The 18,356-nt window shown below is 62.6% G+C and carries 19 protein-coding genes; 4 read left to right on the forward strand and 15 right to left on the reverse strand.

Annotation, left to right across the window (positions count from 1 at the left end; genetic code table 11):
• Positions 1 to 133: 133 nt before the first annotated feature.
• Together ACX80Q_RS00360 and ACX80Q_RS00365 are read left to right on the forward strand one after the other, a co-directional pair.
• Positions 134 to 1,261, forward strand: a complete 1,128-nt coding sequence (locus tag ACX80Q_RS00360) for a fatty acid desaturase family protein (RefSeq protein WP_459328550.1) — start codon at positions 134 to 136, stop codon at positions 1,259 to 1,261.
• Positions 1,262 to 1,408: 147 nt separating this feature from the next.
• The gene (locus ACX80Q_RS00365; RefSeq protein WP_459328551.1) at positions 1,409 to 2,542 is read left to right on the forward strand and encodes a winged helix DNA-binding domain-containing protein; all 1,134 of its coding nucleotides are present in this window, start codon (positions 1,409 to 1,411) and stop codon (positions 2,540 to 2,542) included.
• Positions 2,543 to 2,608: 66 nt separating this feature from the next.
• Here the strand turns inward: ACX80Q_RS00365 and asd are convergent, their stop codons facing one another.
• From asd to ACX80Q_RS00440, 15 genes are all read right to left on the reverse strand, one after another.
• Entirely contained in the window at positions 2,609 to 3,745 is a 1,137-nt protein-coding gene (asd, locus tag ACX80Q_RS00370; RefSeq protein ID WP_459328552.1) for an aspartate-semialdehyde dehydrogenase, read from the reverse strand.
• A gap of 144 nt (positions 3,746 to 3,889) precedes the next feature.
• Positions 3,890 to 4,309 (reverse strand): hypothetical protein, encoded by a 420-nt coding sequence (locus ACX80Q_RS00375; protein ID WP_459328553.1) that lies wholly within the window; start codon positions 4,307 to 4,309, stop codon positions 3,890 to 3,892.
• Positions 4,306 to 4,428 (reverse strand): hypothetical protein, encoded by a 123-nt coding sequence (locus ACX80Q_RS00380; RefSeq protein WP_459328554.1) that lies wholly within the window; start codon positions 4,426 to 4,428, stop codon positions 4,306 to 4,308. Before ACX80Q_RS00380 ends, ACX80Q_RS00375 begins: the two co-directional genes overlap by 4 nt.
• The gene (locus ACX80Q_RS00385; protein WP_459328555.1) at positions 4,428 to 4,805 is read right to left on the reverse strand and encodes a hypothetical protein; all 378 of its coding nucleotides are present in this window, start codon (positions 4,803 to 4,805) and stop codon (positions 4,428 to 4,430) included. Before ACX80Q_RS00385 ends, ACX80Q_RS00380 begins: the two co-directional genes overlap by 1 nt.
• The gene (locus tag ACX80Q_RS00390; protein ID WP_459328556.1) at positions 4,802 to 5,440 is read right to left on the reverse strand and encodes a hypothetical protein; all 639 of its coding nucleotides are present in this window, start codon (positions 5,438 to 5,440) and stop codon (positions 4,802 to 4,804) included. Before ACX80Q_RS00390 ends, ACX80Q_RS00385 begins: the two co-directional genes overlap by 4 nt.
• Before the next feature lie 46 nt (positions 5,441 to 5,486).
• The gene (locus tag ACX80Q_RS00395) at positions 5,487 to 6,539 is read right to left on the reverse strand and encodes a WXG100 family type VII secretion target (protein WP_459328557.1); all 1,053 of its coding nucleotides are present in this window, start codon (positions 6,537 to 6,539) and stop codon (positions 5,487 to 5,489) included.
• Between the two features lie 95 nt (positions 6,540 to 6,634).
• Positions 6,635 to 7,219, reverse strand: a complete 585-nt coding sequence (locus ACX80Q_RS00400; RefSeq protein WP_459328558.1) for a dihydrofolate reductase — start codon at positions 7,217 to 7,219, stop codon at positions 6,635 to 6,637.
• Positions 7,216 to 8,034: a thymidylate synthase gene (locus ACX80Q_RS00405; RefSeq protein WP_459328559.1), complete on the reverse strand. Its 819-nt coding sequence runs from the start codon at positions 8,032 to 8,034 to the stop codon at positions 7,216 to 7,218. The genes ACX80Q_RS00400 and ACX80Q_RS00405 overlap by 4 nt, the downstream gene beginning before the upstream one ends.
• 10 nt (positions 8,035 to 8,044) lie before the next feature.
• Positions 8,045 to 8,437: a GntR family transcriptional regulator gene (locus tag ACX80Q_RS00410; RefSeq protein WP_459328560.1), complete on the reverse strand. Its 393-nt coding sequence runs from the start codon at positions 8,435 to 8,437 to the stop codon at positions 8,045 to 8,047.
• 6 nt (positions 8,438 to 8,443) lie between these two features.
• Entirely contained in the window at positions 8,444 to 10,096 is a 1,653-nt protein-coding gene (locus ACX80Q_RS00415) for a hypothetical protein (protein ID WP_459328561.1), read from the reverse strand.
• A 101-nt stretch (positions 10,097 to 10,197) separates the two neighbouring features.
• Positions 10,198 to 11,214, reverse strand: a complete 1,017-nt coding sequence (locus tag ACX80Q_RS00420; RefSeq protein WP_459328562.1) for an isopenicillin N synthase family dioxygenase — start codon at positions 11,212 to 11,214, stop codon at positions 10,198 to 10,200.
• Between the two features lie 122 nt (positions 11,215 to 11,336).
• Entirely contained in the window at positions 11,337 to 12,302 is a 966-nt protein-coding gene (locus ACX80Q_RS00425; protein ID WP_459328563.1) for an NUDIX hydrolase, read from the reverse strand.
• The gene (locus ACX80Q_RS00430) at positions 12,302 to 14,545 is read right to left on the reverse strand and encodes an RNA degradosome polyphosphate kinase (RefSeq protein WP_459328712.1); all 2,244 of its coding nucleotides are present in this window, start codon (positions 14,543 to 14,545) and stop codon (positions 12,302 to 12,304) included. Before ACX80Q_RS00430 ends, ACX80Q_RS00425 begins: the two co-directional genes overlap by 1 nt.
• Positions 14,546 to 14,627: 82 nt before the next feature.
• Positions 14,628 to 15,614, reverse strand: coding sequence for a mycothiol synthase (gene mshD / locus ACX80Q_RS00435; protein ID WP_459328564.1), 987 nt, complete (start codon positions 15,612 to 15,614; stop codon positions 14,628 to 14,630).
• 321 nt (positions 15,615 to 15,935) lie between these two features.
• The gene (locus tag ACX80Q_RS00440; RefSeq protein WP_459328565.1) at positions 15,936 to 16,634 is read right to left on the reverse strand and encodes a winged helix-turn-helix transcriptional regulator; all 699 of its coding nucleotides are present in this window, start codon (positions 16,632 to 16,634) and stop codon (positions 15,936 to 15,938) included.
• A 143-nt stretch (positions 16,635 to 16,777) separates the two neighbouring features.
• Between ACX80Q_RS00440 and ACX80Q_RS00445 the strand changes: the two genes are divergently transcribed.
• Both ACX80Q_RS00445 and ACX80Q_RS00450 read left to right on the forward strand, forming a co-directional pair.
• Complete coding sequence (locus ACX80Q_RS00445) at positions 16,778 to 17,512, forward strand: permease (protein ID WP_459328566.1); 735 nt, start codon at positions 16,778 to 16,780, stop codon at positions 17,510 to 17,512.
• 187 nt (positions 17,513 to 17,699) lie between these two features.
• Positions 17,700 to 18,302, forward strand: a complete 603-nt coding sequence (locus ACX80Q_RS00450; RefSeq protein ID WP_459328567.1) for a nitrobindin family protein — start codon at positions 17,700 to 17,702, stop codon at positions 18,300 to 18,302.
• Positions 18,303 to 18,356: the final 54 nt, after the last annotated feature.

The raw sequence follows: 18,356 nt of genomic DNA on the forward strand, positions 1-18,356 counted from the left end.
ACCCGGGTAGGGGGTCAAGACGGCTCCCGGGTGTGATGTGCACCGGCGCAGGTTTTCATAGTGTTAATGGAAAGATCTGTCCTTTCTATTAGCTTGGTGCTTCCATTTGCGAAGCCCGGCACGAGGAGTACCCATGTCGTCGGCAACACTTGATAGCCCGGATGTCTTGGACGAGAGCGAAACTCTCCCCACGACAACCAAGAAGCGCCCGGCACGGGACCGCCACGTCACCGACTTCATCCAGCTGACCGAGCAGGTTCGCGCCGCCGGCTACATGGAGCGCGACATCAAGTGGTACGTGATCCGGATTATCCGCCAGAGCATTGGCTACCTGGCCGTTTTTGCCTTGTTCCTGACGTTGGGGCAGAGCTGGTGGCAGCTTGTCACGGCCGTACTTTTCGCTTTCATGTGCACTCAAACCGCGTTCGTCTCGCACGACGCCGCCCACCGCCAGGTCTTTGCCTCGGCCAAGAAGAACGCGTGGCTGGCCCGCATTGCCGGCAACCTGTTTGTTGGCCTGAGCTACGGCTGGTGGATGAACAAGCATGGTAAGCACCACCTGAACCCGAACAAGATCGGCGTCGACGGCGACATTGACCCCGGCGCCCTGGTCTTCGACCCCGAGAACGCTGCCAAGCGCAAGGGCTTTGCCAAGTGGTTCGCCCGCCGCCAGGGCTATTTCTTCTTCCCGCTGCTGACTCTTGCCGCACTGGATCTGCACATCTCGGCTCTGGGCCGTGTCCTGGACCGCAAGCAGATCGTGCCCGAACGCAAGGCCGAGATCGCTTTGCTGTTCGTCCGCCTCGTGCTGCTGCCGGCCTTTACCATCTGGTACCTGGGTTGGGCGATCGGCCTGGCGTTCATCGTCGTGCAGATCATGGCACTGGGCCTGTACATGGGCGGTTCCTTCGCCCCGAACCACAAGGGCATGCCGCTGGTACCCAAGGACGTCAAGATTGACTTCATGCGCCGCCAGACCCTCATGAGCCGCAACATCACCGGCGGCAAGTGGGTTGACGTGGCTATGGGCGGACTGAACTACCAGATTGAGCACCACTTGTTCCCGACCATGTCCTCCCGAAACCTCAGGGCCGTCCAGCCCATGGTGCGCGAGTACTGCGCCGAGCGGAACATCACGTACACCGAGACCACCCTGGGCCAGTCGTACATGATCGTGATGCGTTACCTGAACCGTGTAGGCCTGGGCCAGCGCGATCCGTTCGAGTGCCCCATCACGGCAAACATGCGCACCGCCCGCTAATCCCCAGCTGCTCCCACCACTCGCAAGCTCGTGGCGAGTCCCCGTGGACCCGCCAACTGGCCCGCAGAAAACGCCGAAAATTGACCAAAATTGTTGATTTTTCGGCGTTTTCTGCGGGTCAGTTCTGTGGGGGGATAGATTGGGGGCATGAACCCCCGCGTCACACCCACCGTCTTGGCCCGGCTGCGCCTTGCGGCCCAGGGCATCCTGCCAACGTCCACCAGTCCCAGCCCGGGGCCGGTGGACGTTGTGCGTTCACTGGCAGCCCTTCAGGGGCAGGACTTTCCGGGCGCGCTGTGGTCCATTGGCCTGCGCGCACCGTGGAGCACACGCGCCACGGTGGAAGCAGCGTTCAACAGCGGCGAACTGGTTCGGTCCTGGCCCATGCGGGGCACGCTGCACGTGACGCTGGCCGAGGATTTGGGCTGGATACTGTCCCTCACAGCCGAGCGCATGGAGAGGAGCCTGGCCACACGCCACCGCCAGCTGGACATCGCTGCGCCGGATGTGGAGAAGGTGCGCGAGCTCGCCTTGACGCTGTTGGGGCAGACGGGCGGCCGGGTGACGCGGGATGAGCTGTTTGCCGCCTTCGAGCGGGCCGGCCAGGGCACAAAGGCCCAGCGCGGCTACCATCTGCTGTTTCTGCTCTGCCTCCAAGGAACCCTGGTGCAGGGCCCCATCAACACTGAGGCGGGGAACGGCAACTCCCAATTCTTTGTCAGCTCGGAAGAGTGGATCAAGAACCCGCGTACCCTGAACCGCGAACAGGCCCTGGCCGAACTGGCGCTGCGCTACTTCAGTAGCCACGGCCCGGCAACCATCAAGGACTTTCAATGGTGGGCCAAGCTCACGCTCAAGGACATCACCACGGGACTTGACCACGTCAAAGATCAGCTGACCAGCGTGGAATGCGAGGGCGTCAGCTACTGGCTGGCGCCGGAAACGGCGCAGCTGCTCGGCGGCACGGTACCCGGGGCGCGGTCGCTGATACTGTTGCCGGGCTTTGATGAGTATTTGCTGGGGTACACGGACCGCAGCGCCGCACTGGCTCCGGAGCACGCCCCGCTGACGGTGCCCGGTGGCAACGGCGTCTTCAAGGCCACTGTCATCCACGGCGGACAGGTGACCGGAACCTGGCGCAAGGCGCAAGGGGCGGCGGAGAAGCAAAGGGAACTGGCCGGCGTCGTGCTTCCGGAACTGTTTGGCGAGCTGAGCCCAAACCAGAACCGAGCCCTGGAAAAGTCCGCGGCCAACTACAAGCGTTTCCTAACCCCCAACTGAGACGCGGTTGTTGCTAAAAATCGCGTGATTTATAGCAACAACCGCGTCTCAGTTGGGAGGAGGAGGTTACAGCGTGCCGGTGGCGATCTTCAACATGCGGCGCAGCGGCTCGGCGGCACCCCAGAGGAGCTGGTCGCCCACAGTGAACGCGCTGATGTATTCCGGGCCCATCTCCATCTTGCGAATGCGGCCCACGGGGACTTCCAGCGTGCCGGAGGCGGCCACGGGGGTCAGATCGGCCATGGAAGCTTCCTTGGTGTTGGGCACCACCTTGGCCCACTCGTTGTCGGCGGCCAGCAGGGACTCGATCTCCGCCACTGAGAGGTCCTCGCGGAGCTTGAGCGTCAGGGCCTGAGAGTGCGAGCGCATGGCGCCGATGCGCACGCACAGGCCATCCATGATCACGCGGTTGGTAGCGGAAGTGCCCAGGATCTTGTTGGTCTCAACACCTGCCTTCCACTCTTCCTTGGACTGGCCGTTGCCCAGATCGGCGTCGATCCAGGGGATCAGTGAACCGGCCAGCGGCACGCCGAACTGCGAGGAGTCAACGCCGTCGCGCTGGTGGGCCAGGACCTTGCGGTCAATTTCCAGAATCGCGGATGCCGGGTTGTCCAGTTCACTGGACACCACGGAGTTCAGCGTGCCGAACTGGTTCAGGAGCTCGCGCATGTGGCGGGCGCCGCCGCCGGAGGCAGCCTGGTAGGTCATGGAGGTGCCCCACTCGACCAGGCCGTTCTTGAACAATCCGCCCAGGCCCATGAGCATGCAGGAGACGGTGCAGTTGCCGCCCACATAGTCGCGCACACCAGAAGCCAGACTTTCGTCGATGACGCCGCGGTTGATGGGGTCCAGCACAATGATGGAGTCGTCATTCATGCGCAGGGTTGAGGCGGCGTCGAGCCACAGCCCGTCCCAGCCGCGGCCGCGCAGCTCGGTGTGGACGCGCTTGGTGTAGTCCCCGCCCTGGGCTGTGACAATAATGGGAAGTTTGGCCAAAGTATCAATATCAAAGGCGTCTTCGAGCTTGCCGGCGTCGCCGGAGCCTGCAATCGCGGGGGCGCTGCCGCCGGCGTTGGAGGTGGAGAAGAAGACGGGGTTGATATCGCCGAAGTCGCCTTCGTCCTGCATGCGCTGCAACAGAACGGAACCGACCATGCCGCGCCAGCCAACCAGGCCGACGGAAGGAATACTGTTATTGGTCATGAAGCCCAGTTTAGTGGTGCGGGGCCAATTGGCTGTAGTTCGTTTCACCAAGCGAACAAGTACGACGCCGTTCCGCACCAACGCGCGACGCTGCGGCCGTGGCGCAACCAGGGGCATGCCCCGCATCCACCACGGGCAAGGCGCCTACTCCGGGCGGATCAAGGTGATGCCACGGGCCTTGCGCAGTTTCTCGGCCCTGTGTTCGCGGGCAAAGTAGACCCAGCTCCAAGGAACGAAGATGCCGGACAGCAGCAGCGGAATGGTGTTCTTCAGCGCTTCCTGGTGTCCGGCCTGAATCCAGTGGATCACAAAAAATGCAATGCAGAACGCGTAGATTGCTGAGATTATCAGTGAGATGGCCAGCAGCCCGCCGGCGCTGGTGACGGGTTTGACAGCACTGCCCACCGAGCCCTTGTACACGCCGTATTCCTCCACTGTCATGCCCTGGCGGAAGGCCTCACGTTCCACCTCAGATTTGTAGAACCCCTTGCCGCGTTTCTGTGCTGGCCGGGATCCGTGCTGGCCCGGAGGGGCTTGGTGTGCTCCGACGGTTTTCTTGCTCATGGCAAGACCAGCTCCCGCAGCCCGGAGAGCTTCTTCAGCAGCCCCTCGGCGTTCGGGCCGACCGAAACGGCCTGCAGGTGCCATGCCGTGGCTTGGTCCATCATCAGTTGGTCCAACATCAGTATGTGATGTTCTTGGCGCGATCAGGGTTTTCGTGTTCCCATTTTTCGCGCAGCCGTGCTGTCCTGAAACCGATCCAACTGAGCAAAAGCATGAACGCGGCCGCCCCGAACATGACGGGGCCGCCCACAGGGTACTGGCTTGCCACCAGGAACCAGATGCCGCAGCCAATGAACCCCACGGCAAAGACGATGGGGATGGAGCTCTGAATGCGGATGTTCTTGGGTTTGAGTGGCGTCTGGGATCCGTTGACGTACATGCCGCGCGTGTAGGCGTGGGGGCCGTACTGGCTCCGCATCCTTTTGCGGTCACGGATGAGGTTGTTGTGGTGGGGTTCGTACGGTTCCGGTTGGCTGTCCTGCTGCGTATTTGTCATTGGTTTTTCTGGTGTCCCAGCAGTTTCTCAGTCAGTAGTGTGCGGGCTTGCTCATCGCTGAAGACGCCGGGAATTTGGACTGTTGGTGCGGCCCCTGTCCCGGAGGCCATTTCCCATCCGCCGGGGCAGGTCCGCATCGCAACATTGCTTAGATTGCCTTGTTCATCCGTGCAGGTGAAGATCATGGCGGCTTTCTGATTGTCACTGGCAAACAGCCTGGCCATGTCCAGCCAGCCGGCTGCCAAATCCGCATCGGCCTGTTGTGCCGAGGCGTACCAGCCGCCCAAGCCGCGGCCCTGCATCATGAGGTTTACTTCACCGTTGAGGAAGTAAACAACGCCTGCTCCTTGGTCGGGGGACGTGAAGGCCACCGACACCCAGCGGGTTGAATTGCCCATCGCATAGATCGTGGCGGCGGCCAGGCCCTTGGGCGACATGGTCTCGCCGTCTTCTGCAACCAAGAGGCCGCGGGCAAGGAGGGACGAAGCGCCGGCAAGCAGCATGTCCTTGTTCTCGGCAGGATACTCGGCCTGAAGGGTGGCGGCGCCAACAGCGGCCGCCTGGTTTTGGAAGCGGGACAACATGTACTGGATTTCGGCGATGCCAAATCCGCCCATGGATTCATCAACGGTCATGCTAGGTCTCCCTCAATTGGTCCAGCGGATTTTCTCATATGTTCGGTCACCAGTTCCATGGCAGCAGCTTGCCGGGGTCTTTCACAACATCACTGACTGCATCAACTGTATTTTTGGCAGTGTCATTCGCGAAGTCGTTCGCTGCCTCAATTGCTTTGGGACCGTTCTCACCCAGCCATTGGGCTCCGGCTTCGATCTTGTCCCAATTGTCGTAGATGGCTATTGCCCCGGCCGCCACGATCGCAAAGGGTTGTTGCGGCCCCGGTATCAAGGCTGCGGCCCCGATCCCTGCCCTGACCAAGTCTGCGGCGCCGGAATCCGTGGCAGCCTTGATGTTGCCGCCGAGGTCACCGTCCCTGTATCCTTCGCCGATGAAATTGCCATGGGCCATCTTATTAATCCCCGACACCGCGTCAATGCCTACGCCGGCCCACCCGAGGCCCGTTCCGAGCCCCTTCAGGGCGCTGGCCATTCCGGGGCTGGTGGCCAGGGATTCGGCGAACTTCCCGCTCTGCAGCAGTTCTGCGCCGTTGTTGAGGAACTTGGTGGTGGGTCCCATGTTGAACCAGCGGGTGTCCAGGAACGCGGAAACGGCGCCCGGTGTTCCCCAGGCGGCCTTCAAGTCCTTGGCGTGGAGCAGGAGGTCGCCGGTGAAGGCGATGTTCCGGGCTGTCGTCAGGGTGTCCGGAACAAACTTGTAGATGTCCCAGGGGCGTTTGACGTAGTTGTCAAACCAATTCCCGTTGGGGTCATATTCCCAGAACGGCTTGTCGCCGCCATCACCTTTGTTGCCAGAGGGGACACCGGATGGTCCGCTCAAACTGGCAACCGAGCTTGCCTGTTCCTGCTCAGTGGCATTGATCTTGAGCTGCTGGGCTGTCTCGTCGAGCATGGTGGCGGTGCGGGAAAGGATGCCGCGGTGCTGGCCGCGCCACCGCGAAGCGAAGCGCTGTGCGTCCGGGCCCTGCCAGTAGCGCGGCAGCTGGTTCACGGCGCCGTCGATCAGCCGCTGCGCCTGGGTGAGGGATTGGGCTTTGCCAGAGAATTCCTTGGCCAGTGCGCGGAGTTCTGCAACATCAGCGCCCAACATTTCAGACATGGCTACTCCGGAAGGCTCGGGGACAAAAGCAAGTTCACTTTGAGCTTAGTGGCGGCGGAATTTTGCCGCGATGGGGCGGACTCCCCATCGGCCGACTATTCCGCCTGGAACTCGGTGTCGCCCCTGGCCCACAGGGTAATTCGGTACTCGGTGCCGTTCTTGGCCGTGTGCCAGCCCTCCAGCGGGGAGGCGCCGCGGAAGGACCATTCGTGGCCCAGTCCCGGCGCCTGCGTGTCCCCGGAAACGTCCGAGTTGATGACAGTAACCACCGCAACGTTGCAGTGCTCCATGGCCTGCTCAAAGATCTGCCCGCCGCCAATGACCCACACTTCGTCGCCGCCGGGCGAGAACTGGGCTTCGACGAGGGCTTCCTCCAACGAATCGAGCACGACGGCGCCACTCGCCTCGGGCGTGGAACCCCACCCCTGCTGGCGGGTCACCACAATGTTGGTGCGCTGGGGCAGGGGGCGGAACTTGTCCGGGAAGGAATCCCAGGTCTTGCGGCCCATGACAACCGGATGGCCCTGTGTTACCCGCTTGAAGTGGGCCAGATCCTCCGGCAGATGCCAGGGCATGCCGCCGTCGGCGCCAATGACACCACCGTTTGTTTGCGCCCAGATCATGCCAACAATGGGCTGGCTGAAACGGTAAAAAGTGGGGATGGAGGGTGACTCACTCATACAGCGATCGGCGCCTTAATCGTGGGGTGGTGCTGGTAGTTGACCAGCTCGAAATCGTCAAAGGAGTAGTCGAAAATTGACTCCGGCTTGCGCGTGAAACGTAGCTGCGGGTACGGGTACGGCTCGCGGGAGAGCTGCTCGGCAACCTGCTCCAGGTGGTCGTCGTAGATGTGCACGTCCCCGCCGGTCCAGATGAACTCACCCGGCTCCATGTCCAACTGCTGCGCCACCATCATGGTCAGCAGCGCATAGGAGGCAATGTTGAAGGGCACGCCCAGGAAGGTGTCGGCGGAGCGCTGGTACAGCTGGCAGCTGAGCTTTCCGCGGCCGTCCTCGGTGGGGGCAACATAGAACTGGAAGAAGGCGTGGCACGGCGGCAGCGCCATGTTTTTCAGCTCACCCACGTTCCAGGCGGACACAATATGCCTGCGGGAGTCCGGATTGTCCGCCAACGACTCCATGACCTGGCTGATCTGGTCGATGTGCTCGCCGTCCGGGGTGGGCCAGGAGCGCCACTGGACGCCATAGACGGGACCCAGTTCGCCGGCGTCGTCAGCCCATTCATTCCAGATCTTGACACCATTTTCCTGCAACCACGCCACGTTTGAGTCGCCGCGCAGGAACCACAACAGTTCCATGGCCACGGACTTGAAATGCACGCGCTTGGTGGTGATCAGCGGGAAGCTTTCACTCAGGTCAAAGCGCAGCTGGCGGCCAAAAACGCTCCGCGTGCCGGTTCCGGTGCGGTCCGACTTCGCTGTGCCGTTGGCCAGCACGTCGCGCAGCATGTCTTCGTAAGGGGTCTGGATAGTCACGCCCACAAGTCTACTTGCCGCGCTGGTTCAGACGCCCCTGCACCAGTGAGATCAACGTCTTACCGTCCAGGCCGGCATGAGTGCCTGCCTCCAGGAGATGCTCGACGGCGGCCATCACCTCCGTGGGGGTTTCCGGCTCAGTTGGGGGTCCAGCCGGGTTGGACACCGCAACTACCGTGCCCTGCCGGCGGTTGGTGGTGACCAGTCCGGCGGCCTCCAGCTCCTTGTAAGCACGGGCCACGGTGCCCGCAGCAACTCCCAGATCTGCGGCCAGGCTGCGAACAGTGGGCAGGCGGGTGTTGGCGCGAAGTTCGCCCACAGCAATGAGCGAGGCTATTTGGGTCTGCACCTGTTCGTACGGTGGGGTGGCCGTCCCCAGGTCAATGACTATGCGCGCTTCCACTCGACGCTACTTGTTCAACGTGGCTGTGGCGGGGTGCTCCGCAGTGGCCTGGGGTGTGAAATCGACGGGGCCCAGGCGCCGCAGGGGATAGAAAACCACAAGGGCCGCAAAGACGAGGCACCCGGCGCCGAAAATGCCGGATTCAAAGTGGGGCGCCAGCGGGTTGGGGTCCGGCGCCACAGGAACCATGACCAAGAGCATGCCGAGAATCGCGTACCAAGCGCCGGTGACCGTGCGGGCCACACGGAACAGGGAACGGCGGCGCAGTGTCCTGTCAAGGGATAGGGAGGCATTACCCATCCCGGGGCGGACAAGGACAAATCGCGCGGCGACAAGGCCAGCGGCCAAGATGACCAGCGAAACGATGCAAGGGACCAGATACATGGCCTTGGGGGTGGGCAAACCATCCCAGGTATTGCGTCCGCCGGACGTCGCAACGGCGTAGGCGTTGATCAGCGCCAGGGCAAGCCCAACAGCCGCCACCACAAAGGAGATGTACATCGGCCAGGGGAGCCACACCCCGAGTTTGGTGCGGGGCGGTCCCGGGGTGGCGTAGTTGCGTCGCAGCAGAAATTCCACGGCCGCATAGGTGAGCAGGATGAAAAGCGCTGGCATGGCCACCACACCCATGGGCCCAAGCCAGTGTCGAAGGGCATAGCCCAGCGCCCCGCCAACAATCGCGGCTGGCAGAACTGCGGCAACGGCCGCGTCTGTTAGTTTTGCCGCGGCTGGACCATCATCGGAGTCAAGCCGCGTGGAAGTCTTGACGCCAGACAAGGTGTTGTATCCGGCGTCGTCAGTGGGAGTGTCAAGGAATGGCGGCTTCCACAGCAGCATGGCGATTAATACGAGCCCGTTGAAGATGCCCAGCCAATTCACCCATGAGGTGGTGTCTGAACCCGGCGCGGGCTGGGAGAGGTAGTTTCGGGCAATCGCGGCCAAGCCCGACGCCACCGTGGCGGACACCCGCAGCAGCCGGTTCATGCCAATAACCCGCAAGGTTGTGTTTTGCTCGGGAGACAAGGCCTCCAAGGAACGGCGCGATGCGATCAGCCGCATGACGAGCAGCGTGCCCGCCACAAGGATGGCCAGTGCTGCTGTCAGTGCGGTTGCCAGCACGTATCCGGGAACCCTGCCGTGCCGGGTCAAGATTGATTGGCCCGTTTCTCCAAGAACGACGCCTTTGGCAGAGATGAATTCTGGAGCAAAAAACAGGAACGGGAGCGTCGCGGCCGTCACGGCAAAGACGCCAAGAACCGTGCAGCCGAGTGCCGGCTGGACGTAGTCGCGGATCCTGCGGTATTCAAGGACGGCCACCCGCCTGGCCGATTTTGGTGCCGGCCACGAGGCCTGTCCAATCGCGTGGACGCCAACAACGGCCACCGCCGGGGCCATGAGGGCAATCCACGGCACGGTCGACCAAGGATTGTCTTGTACTTGGTCCGGATCGTAAATCCCTGCCTGGGCAGCACCGGCCAGGCTGCTCAGCACCCACGCAATGATGCCAGTCCACAGGGCATGATTGCGGATGTGCTCCAGCGACTTTGCCGCCGCCTGGTTCCATACAAATAGCCGCAGCGCCAAGTACGTTGCAACGGTGGCAACAACCCCCACCGTCCCTGCAAGGATCAGCGCTTCCATCCAGTTGATTCCAAACACGATCGTTCCCCCAACGTCTTTGTATCAAGCGTACGGTACAAAGATTGGGTTGGAAAGAAGGGCACGGACCGCCCAGTCAGGCAGTCGGCGAAACGGTGAGGCTATTGGGACAACAAATCCGCATGCTGGGCGGCAACAACGTTGGGGTGGGCGCGGAGCCGGTAGCGGAGGGCGTTGTCACCGTAGGTCTGAAGGATGGGGCTGTTGCCCGGGTCCGCGGACAACCCCCGGGCCTTGGCCTGAAATTCCGGGCTGACGGCGAGCTGGGGCATGGTTGCGTCCAGGGCCGGGTTGAAAAAGAACGGCAGGGAGATCCTGTCGGTGCCGCGCAGAGGTGAGATGACCCGGTGCAAGGTGGCCTTGAGGTAGCCGTTCGTTGCCAACTCAAGCATCTCGCCAATGTTGACCACAAAGGTTCCGGGCACCTGCGGCGCGTCGATCCATTTGCCCTGATAGTCCACCTGAAGACCACCCTTTTCCGGCTCGACGAGCAGGAGTGTCAGCACACCGCCGTCGCGGTGGGAACCGACGCCCTGCACGGGCTCCGGGTTGGATTCGCCCGGATAGCGCACAATCTTGAGCACAGGGAACGCCTGAGCTGCGAACGCCGCATCAAAGGTGTCCTCGGGTGCCCCCAGTGAGAGGGCCAGGGCCCGCAACAGTTCCAGCGAGATGGCACTGAGCCGGTTGGTCCATTCGGAAACGACGGCGCGCATCTCCGGCAGCCCCTCGGGCCACAGGTTGGGACCCTCCAGACGCCAATAGTCAGCCACCCCGGGGCCGGGCGCCACGGCGTCGCGCTCCACGCCGATGTCAATCTGCTCGCGCCAATCCACGCCCCCGTCGGTGAGTTCGCCGCCCATGCGGGTGTAGCCGCGGAACTGGGGGCTGTGGATGTTCTCCACGGCAAGCTTGACTTCCTCGGGCAGTTCGAAGAACCGGCGGGACACCGAGAGCATGGCGTCCGTGAGTTCTTGAGGCACCCCATGGCCGGCCAGGTATAGGAACCCCACCTCATGCATGGCGTCCCGCAGCTCACTGCGAAACGCGGCGGCTTCCTCTGGGCCGGCACTGAGCCGGGAGAAGTCCAATACTGGCAGTGAATCGAGTGACGGCATGCTATATATCCTTTACGGCGACGTTGGCAAGCGAAATCCCTTATTCGCTCCAATGTTACGTACCTCAGGACGTTAATGGGGAAGATTATGTCGATTTGCTACAACTTGGGCCGGATGGGTCGCTAGTCCTCGTAGGGCTTGTGCTGCTCCAGCGCCACAATCCGGCCAGGATCGGCAACCGAAACATGGGCCACCAGGACTTCTCCGGGGGACAGATGCGGGTCAAGGATGGGAAGCCTTTGGGCAAGATCCTTGGACATGTGCCCGGCCAGGGTTGCCAGAACTGTTGGCATGACGGGGCGGTGCGTACATACGGCGGCGGCACTGGACCGGGTCAGCAACTTTTCAATCACCGAGCCGGCCTTGCCTGGATGCCGCTTGTGGTCAGCCTCCGTCAACCACGGCACCACCCGGACCTTGGCCTTGGTGGCCTGTGCATAGGGGGAAATGGTGGCAATGCACCGCATCCAGCCGCTGGTGTAGACCTTGCCCGGATGCCACGACATCAGCAGGCGCTGCAGGTACAGGGCCTGGCGCTTGCCGGTTGCAGCCAAAGGGCGTTCGCCCTCGGCCCGCGTCCATGCGGCCCGCGGCTTGGCCTTGGCATGCCGGACTATCAGCAGCGGCCACGTTTCCAGTGCGCTGGCCTCATGGGCAGCCACCAATGCTTCCAACGGCTCCACGTCGGAAGGGTTGGACAGCAGCCCGCGCGCCTTGTTGGGGCTGCACCAAGCAACTGCGTCCACCTCTTTGCCGTCAGGGATCGGTGGCATGTCATCCACGGGTGCGGCCCAGTAGTGGACTTCCTTGTTGCCGGGTTTGACGGCATAGCGGATGGAGGACAGCGGAATGCCCAAGGTGATGGGCAGGCCCACCTCCTCAAACACTTCACGCACAGCGCATTCGGGCAGGGTTTCGCCCTTGTCCAATTTTCCCTTGGGCCAGGACCAGTCGTCGTAGCGCTGCCTGTGGATGAGCAGAACTTCCAGTTTTTTCTTCTTCACCCGCCAGCACAGCGCGCCGGCGGCATAGATGGAGACGTCGGTGCCCTCAACCACCAGGTCCTCGAGGTGTTCGGTGCTGCGCATTACCGGTGCAGTGTTGAGTGCTGGCGTGAACGGCTGGCAAGCAGCCACGACTGGATGTCGAGGAGGGGCTTGCCGTCACTGTCGAGGTGGTGTCGCTTCCATTCGCCGTCGTTTTCCAGGTGCCAGCTGGCAGTTCCGGAGTCCAGGTAGCGGGTCAGGAGTGAGTGCACCTCTGCAATGTCCTCCCGGTTGGAGAGCCGCACCAGTGCCTCAACGCGGCGGTCAAGGTTGCGGTGCATCATGTCGGCCGAGCCAATGTAGACCATGGGGTCCCCGGCGTTGGCAAAGGTGAAGACGCGTGAATGTTCCAGGAAGCGGCCCAGCACCGAGCGGACGGTGATGTTTTCGCTCAGGCCCGGAACGCCCGGGCGCAGCGAGCAGATGCCGCGCACAATCACGCCAACGTCCACACCCGCCTGCGACGCGCGGTAGAGGGAGTCGATGATGGCCTCATCCACCATGGAGTTGACCTTGATGCGCACCTGGGCGGGCAGGCCGGCCTTCTTGTTGGCGATCTCGGCGTCAATGCGCTCGATCAGGCCAGACCGCACCGAACGCGGTGCCACCAGCAGCCTGTCAAAAGTGGTTTTGGGGGCGTAGCCGGAGAGCTGGTTGAACAGCTTGGACAGGTCCTCGCCCACCTGGTTGTCCGCCGTGAGCAGGCCCAGGTCCTCGTAGTACCTGGCCGTGCGGGGGTGGTAGTTGCCCGTGCCGATGTGGCAGTAGCGGCGCAAACCATCTTGTTCCTGGCGGACCACCAGGGAAAGCTTGCAGTGGGTTTTCAGGCCCACAATGCCGTACACCACGTGCACGCCTGCCTGCTCCAGCTTGCGGGCCCAGGAAATGTTGGCCTGCTCGTCAAAACGGGCCTTGATTTCCACGAGTGCCAAAACCTGTTTGCCGGCCTCGGCAGCATCCACCAGGGCATCCACAATGGGGGAGTCGCCGGATGTCCTGTACAGGGTCTGCTTGATGGCGCGAACCTTCGGATCGGCGGCAGCCTGTTCAAGGAATGCCTGCACCGAGGTGGAGAAGGAATCGTAGGGGTGGTGCAACAAGATGTCACGACGGCGCATGGCGGCAAAGACGTTGGCCGCCTTGGACGTTTCCGAGGCGTTCAGGTCGCGGGAGGTGTGGGCCACATGCTTTGGGTAGCGCAGATCCGGCCGGTCAATGTTGCCAATGATGGACAAGCCGCGCAGATCCAGGGGTGCCGGCAGCGAATAAACCTCGGTGTCCTGCACATCGAGCTCACGCACCAGCAACGCCAAGATGCTGGGGTTGATGTCAGTGGCGACTTCAAGGCGCACGGGCGGACCAAATTTGCGCCGCAGCAGTTCCTTTTCCAGCGCCTGCAGAAGGTTCTCGGCGTCGTCCTCTTCAACCTCAAGGTCCTCGTTGCGGGTCACCCGGAAGGAGTGGTGCTCCACAATTTCCATGCCGGGGAACAGCTGGTCCAGGTGCTCGGCGATGACCTCTTCCAACGGGATGAACCGGGCAACACGCCCCGGCACGGTGCCGGCGCGCGGCCCGTCCACCGAGACAAGGCGCGGCAGCAAGTCCGGCACCTTGACGCGGGCAAAGAGCTCCTTGTCGCTGACAGGGTTGCGGACCACCACGGCCAGGTTCAGGGACAGGCCGGAAATGTACGGGAAGGGGTGAGCCGGATCCACTGCCAGGGGGGTGAGGATGGGGAACATCTTCTCGGCAAACATCTTGGAAAGCTGCACCTTGGACGGGTCGTCAAGTTCTTCCCAATGGACCAGGTGAATGTGCTCGTAGGCCAGGGCCGGGCGGATCTGGCTGGCAAAAACGTGCGCATGCCGGGCCTGCAGCTCATGTGCGGCGTCGCTGATCTGCTCCAGAACCTCCAGGGGGCTGAGCCCGGCGGGGGAGGGCACCGCCAGTCCGGTGGCAATGCGGCGTTTCAGGCCGGCCACCCGCACCATGAAGAACTCATCCAGGTTGGAGGCAAAAATGGACAGGAAGTTGACCCGCTCCAGCAGATGCAGATCCGGGTCCTCGGCAAGTTCCAGCACGCGGGCGTTGAAGGCCAGCCAGCTCAGTTCCCTGTCCAGGAACCTGTCGGGGCTGATGTCGCCCTCCGGAATGAGCGTGGGCTCAAAATCCGGGATCTCGATCCTGTCCTGGGTGGCCCGTGAGGCCGGCACTTCACCCGAAAAGAACCGTTCCTGGCCGTTGGATGCCCTGGTGTTCACGGATCCCTTGTATTCGCGCTTCATCGACAAGTCCTCATAGTTGGTGATGCTTTGAAACAACATTACAAGTTTGGGCCATGGCACGGGAAAATTTCCCGTGCACGGATCAGGAGGACATGGGCCCGTACATCACAGAGGAGTCCCACTTGGTGAATCCCAGTTTGCGGTACAGCGCCACCGCAGCCTCATTGTCGGCGTCAACGTACAGCATGATGGCTCGCAGCCCCGCGTTTTGCAGGTGGTCCATGCCGGCCCTGGTGAGGGTCTTGCCGAGACCCAGTCCCTGGGCTGCCGGGGTCACCCCCACCACGTAGACCTCGCCGATGGCCGCCTGGCCCGAGCGTGCCGGGTGGATTTTAGTCCAGTGGAAGCCCAGAATCTCATCGTCCCCATTGACGGCCAGGAAGAACCCGGCCGGATCAAACCACGGCTCGTCCATGCGGGCCTGCAGATCGGCGCGGGTCAAGGAGCCCTGCTCCGGGTGGTGGGCAAAGGCCGCCGCATTGGCAGCCAGCCACGCGTCCTCGTCCTGGTTGGGTACGAAGGTCCGCAGGGTCACGCCGTGGGGGGCCGGGTAGTCCTCGAGCCTTGGCGCGTGGGGCTGTGAGGTTTGCGGGGCCTGGCGGACCAAACGCATGCGCCACAGTTCGCGGATGGCGCGGTAGCCGTAGCTGGCGGCAAGATCGGCCGCCGCCTCATGGTCGCCGTGGGACCAGGCCTTGATGCCATGGAGGCCGCGGACTTCCACCAGCTTGTCGGCCAACATGGCGCCCACGCCGTCGTTCCGGTAGGCGGGGTGGACCACAAGCTCCAATACGCCTTCGTTGCCGTCAAGGACCACAATGGCCACACCGGCCAGGTCCTCGCCCACAGAGGGTGAGGCGTCTTCCGGGGCGTAGGTCAGCAGGGTGAGAACGCTGTGCGGGCCCGCCTGGGTGGATTTAAGTTCCACCAGTGTTTGCTCCGAGAAGGGCGGGTTGCCGTCGGCATCTTCAGCCGCGTCAATCACCGTCTGGATCTCGCGCAGAATCTCAGGGGCGGGGGCGCCTGCGATTACGGTCACTGGCCAGCTGTCAGTCTTTGCGGGGCTCATAAGCACAGCCTAGTAGGCCTGCCGCAGCTAACGCGAGACTGCCCATGAATAGTTCGCCGTCAGGGGTTGCCCGGCAACGCGCCAAGGCGCCACGCCCGGTTGTGCTGGTTTGCATGTGGGCAAGGAGGTGGCATACAGTTTGAGGGCAGCAAGATGGGGCAACCCAACACAGCTTGCAGTTTGTCTGGGGGGATGCACCAGTGGGGTGTCCTCGATACGTTCGACCCGTATGTCCTCCACCAAATACGCAGAAGGTCCGCAGCGTTTGCTGCGGGCCTTCTGCGTTGTGTGCCATGCGGCAACGAGGTTGGCGACCAGGCGCTAAACGTCAGCCATGTTGCCGTCGGGCAGGCGTGAAACCGTGAGCCGGTACCCAACGTTGCGAACGGTGCTGATCAGGCTCTCATTTTCCGAGCCGAGCTTTGCTCGCAGGCGCCGGACGTGGACGTCCACCGTGCGGGTACCTCCGTAGTAGTCGTAGCCCCACACCTCATTGAGCAGCTGGGCCCGGGTGAACACCCGTCCGGGGTGCTGGGCAAGGTACTTCAGCAGTTCAAATTCCTTGTAGGTCAGGTTCAACGCCGTGCCGTGAACGCGGGCCGTGTAGCTGTCCTCGTCAATGACAATCCCGGCGGCCTGGATTTCCTGGTGGGTGCCATCCTCGGCGCTCGCGGCACGGGTCAACGCCAGGCGGATCCGGGCCTCCACTTCTGCCGGCCCGGCGGATTCCAGGATGACGTCGTCGGCAGCCCATGACGCGGTCACGGCGGCCATGCCGCCTTCGGTCAGAATCAGCAGTAGGGGCACACTGATTCCCGTGGCGCGCAGGAGCTGGGTCAGGGAGCGGGAGCCAACAAGGTCTTTTCGGGCATCGACCATGATCAGGTCCGACGGCTTGGCATCCAACAGGGCGGTAGGCACGGCGGGCAGAATGTGCACGTGGTGGCTCAAAAGTTCCAGCGCAGGCAAAACATCCACGGAGGAACCGTGGTTGTTGGTCAGCAATAGAATCTGCGACATGTCTTCCTAACAAAGTGCTGTGAATGCGCATCTTTGAGCGACGAACCACTGACAAGCCCCTGATGGGGTGTGCGGGAAAAACTAAACGCCTCCGCCACAGGGTTGTTCCACAGTGTACCGGCAGAATAGGGCAGGATTGATGTGTGAAGTCATCTACAGCCGGTCTTATTGGAATCGTTGCCCTAGCACTGCTGGTGGCGGGGCACTATCTGGGGCTTGGCTATGCCGTGGGAGTCAGTATCGCGTTGGCCGCCGTGTTCGGCTACGGCTGGCCGCACTACCTGGGGATCCCGGCCAAGAAAACCCTGGGCACCGTCATCGCCCTGACCGGGTCGGTGGCGGCGCTGACGGCGGGATTCACCAGCGGCGTCGACTACCTGGTGTGGACACCCATCTTCATCGCCATAGGATTCGGCGCCATCATGGTGGTGCAGCTGATTCGCGGCACAGGCCAAAAGCACCGGCTGGAATCCACCCTGGGTTCCGGGGCTGGCGTGCTCGTGGCGGGATTCGCCTGCGGCTGGGTGGCCTCGTTCAGGTTCCTGGGTGAACCGGGCATGACGCTCATCGTTGCCATCAGCACCGCCGTGGCGCTCATGGTCGGCATGCTGCCGTGGCCGGACAGGGTGGTGGCGCCGTTGGCCATTGTGCTGGCCGCGTTGGCGGGCCCACTGGCGGCGCTCATGTTCTCCGATGTGCGCATTGTGCCCGCCGTTGTTCTGGGCGTGCTGGTGGCGGCCATCGTGGCGGCCTTCCGGCGGTTGCGGACACTTACCGGCCATCAGAAGCTCAGCATCGGTTCAGTCGCCGCAGCACTGGCACCCGTATTGTCGATGGGTGCACTGGTGTATTTCGTGGAAAAAATGCTCTTGTCCTAGAGTCGCCGTGCCCACTGTCAATATTCACTGTCAATATCCGCAGTCAAGAACATTGTAGGATGGCATCATGAGCGTACTTGCCTTGGAAATTTTCTTCATTTGCCTTTTGGCGTTGGCCGGCGTGGCCATGGCCTGGTTTGCGGGTTTGGTGGTGTGGCGCCTTTTCAAGGGCCAGCAGTAGTTCGCCATGCCTATTGAAATCCCCTCGGATCTAATCCCGGAGTTGGTGCCACTTTCCTGGCTGCTTGGCACCTGGACCGGCGCTGGCCGCCTTGGTTCAGGCGAGGAAGATTCTGAATACTTCGCCCAAACAGTCACCTTCAAGGCCAACGGCCTGCCGTATTTGCAGTACACGGCGGAGTCCTGGCTCACCGACGAGGAGGGGACCGTTTTGCGTCCCCTGTCCGTCGAGACAGGCTTCTGGCAGCTGGACCGGACCTTGAACGACGCCGACGGCGGCCCCGGCCTCATCCCCGCGGACATTGTGCCCGCGTTGCGAACGGCCGACGACGTCGAAGCCTTGCGCAACGCCGATGATGGCTTCGACATCATGGTCAACATCGTCCACCCCGGCGGCATCTCCGAGCTGTACTACGGCGCCATCAAGGGCCCCCAAATCCAACTGTCCACCGACGCCGTCATGCGCGGCGCAGGGGCCAAGGACTACACCGCCGCCACGCGCATCTTCGGCCTGGTCAACGGCGATCTGTACTGGCGCTGGGATGTGGCCGCCAACGGCAAATCCCTCGACGCCCACGCATCAGCAGCCCTGAAAAAAGTCACGCCCTAACACCACAGGGCCGGGTTCTTGTGCCTGCGCTCCCGCGGAATAGGTCACTACTAG

The sequence above is a fragment of the Arthrobacter sp. HLT1-20 genome, assembly GCF_054510895.1.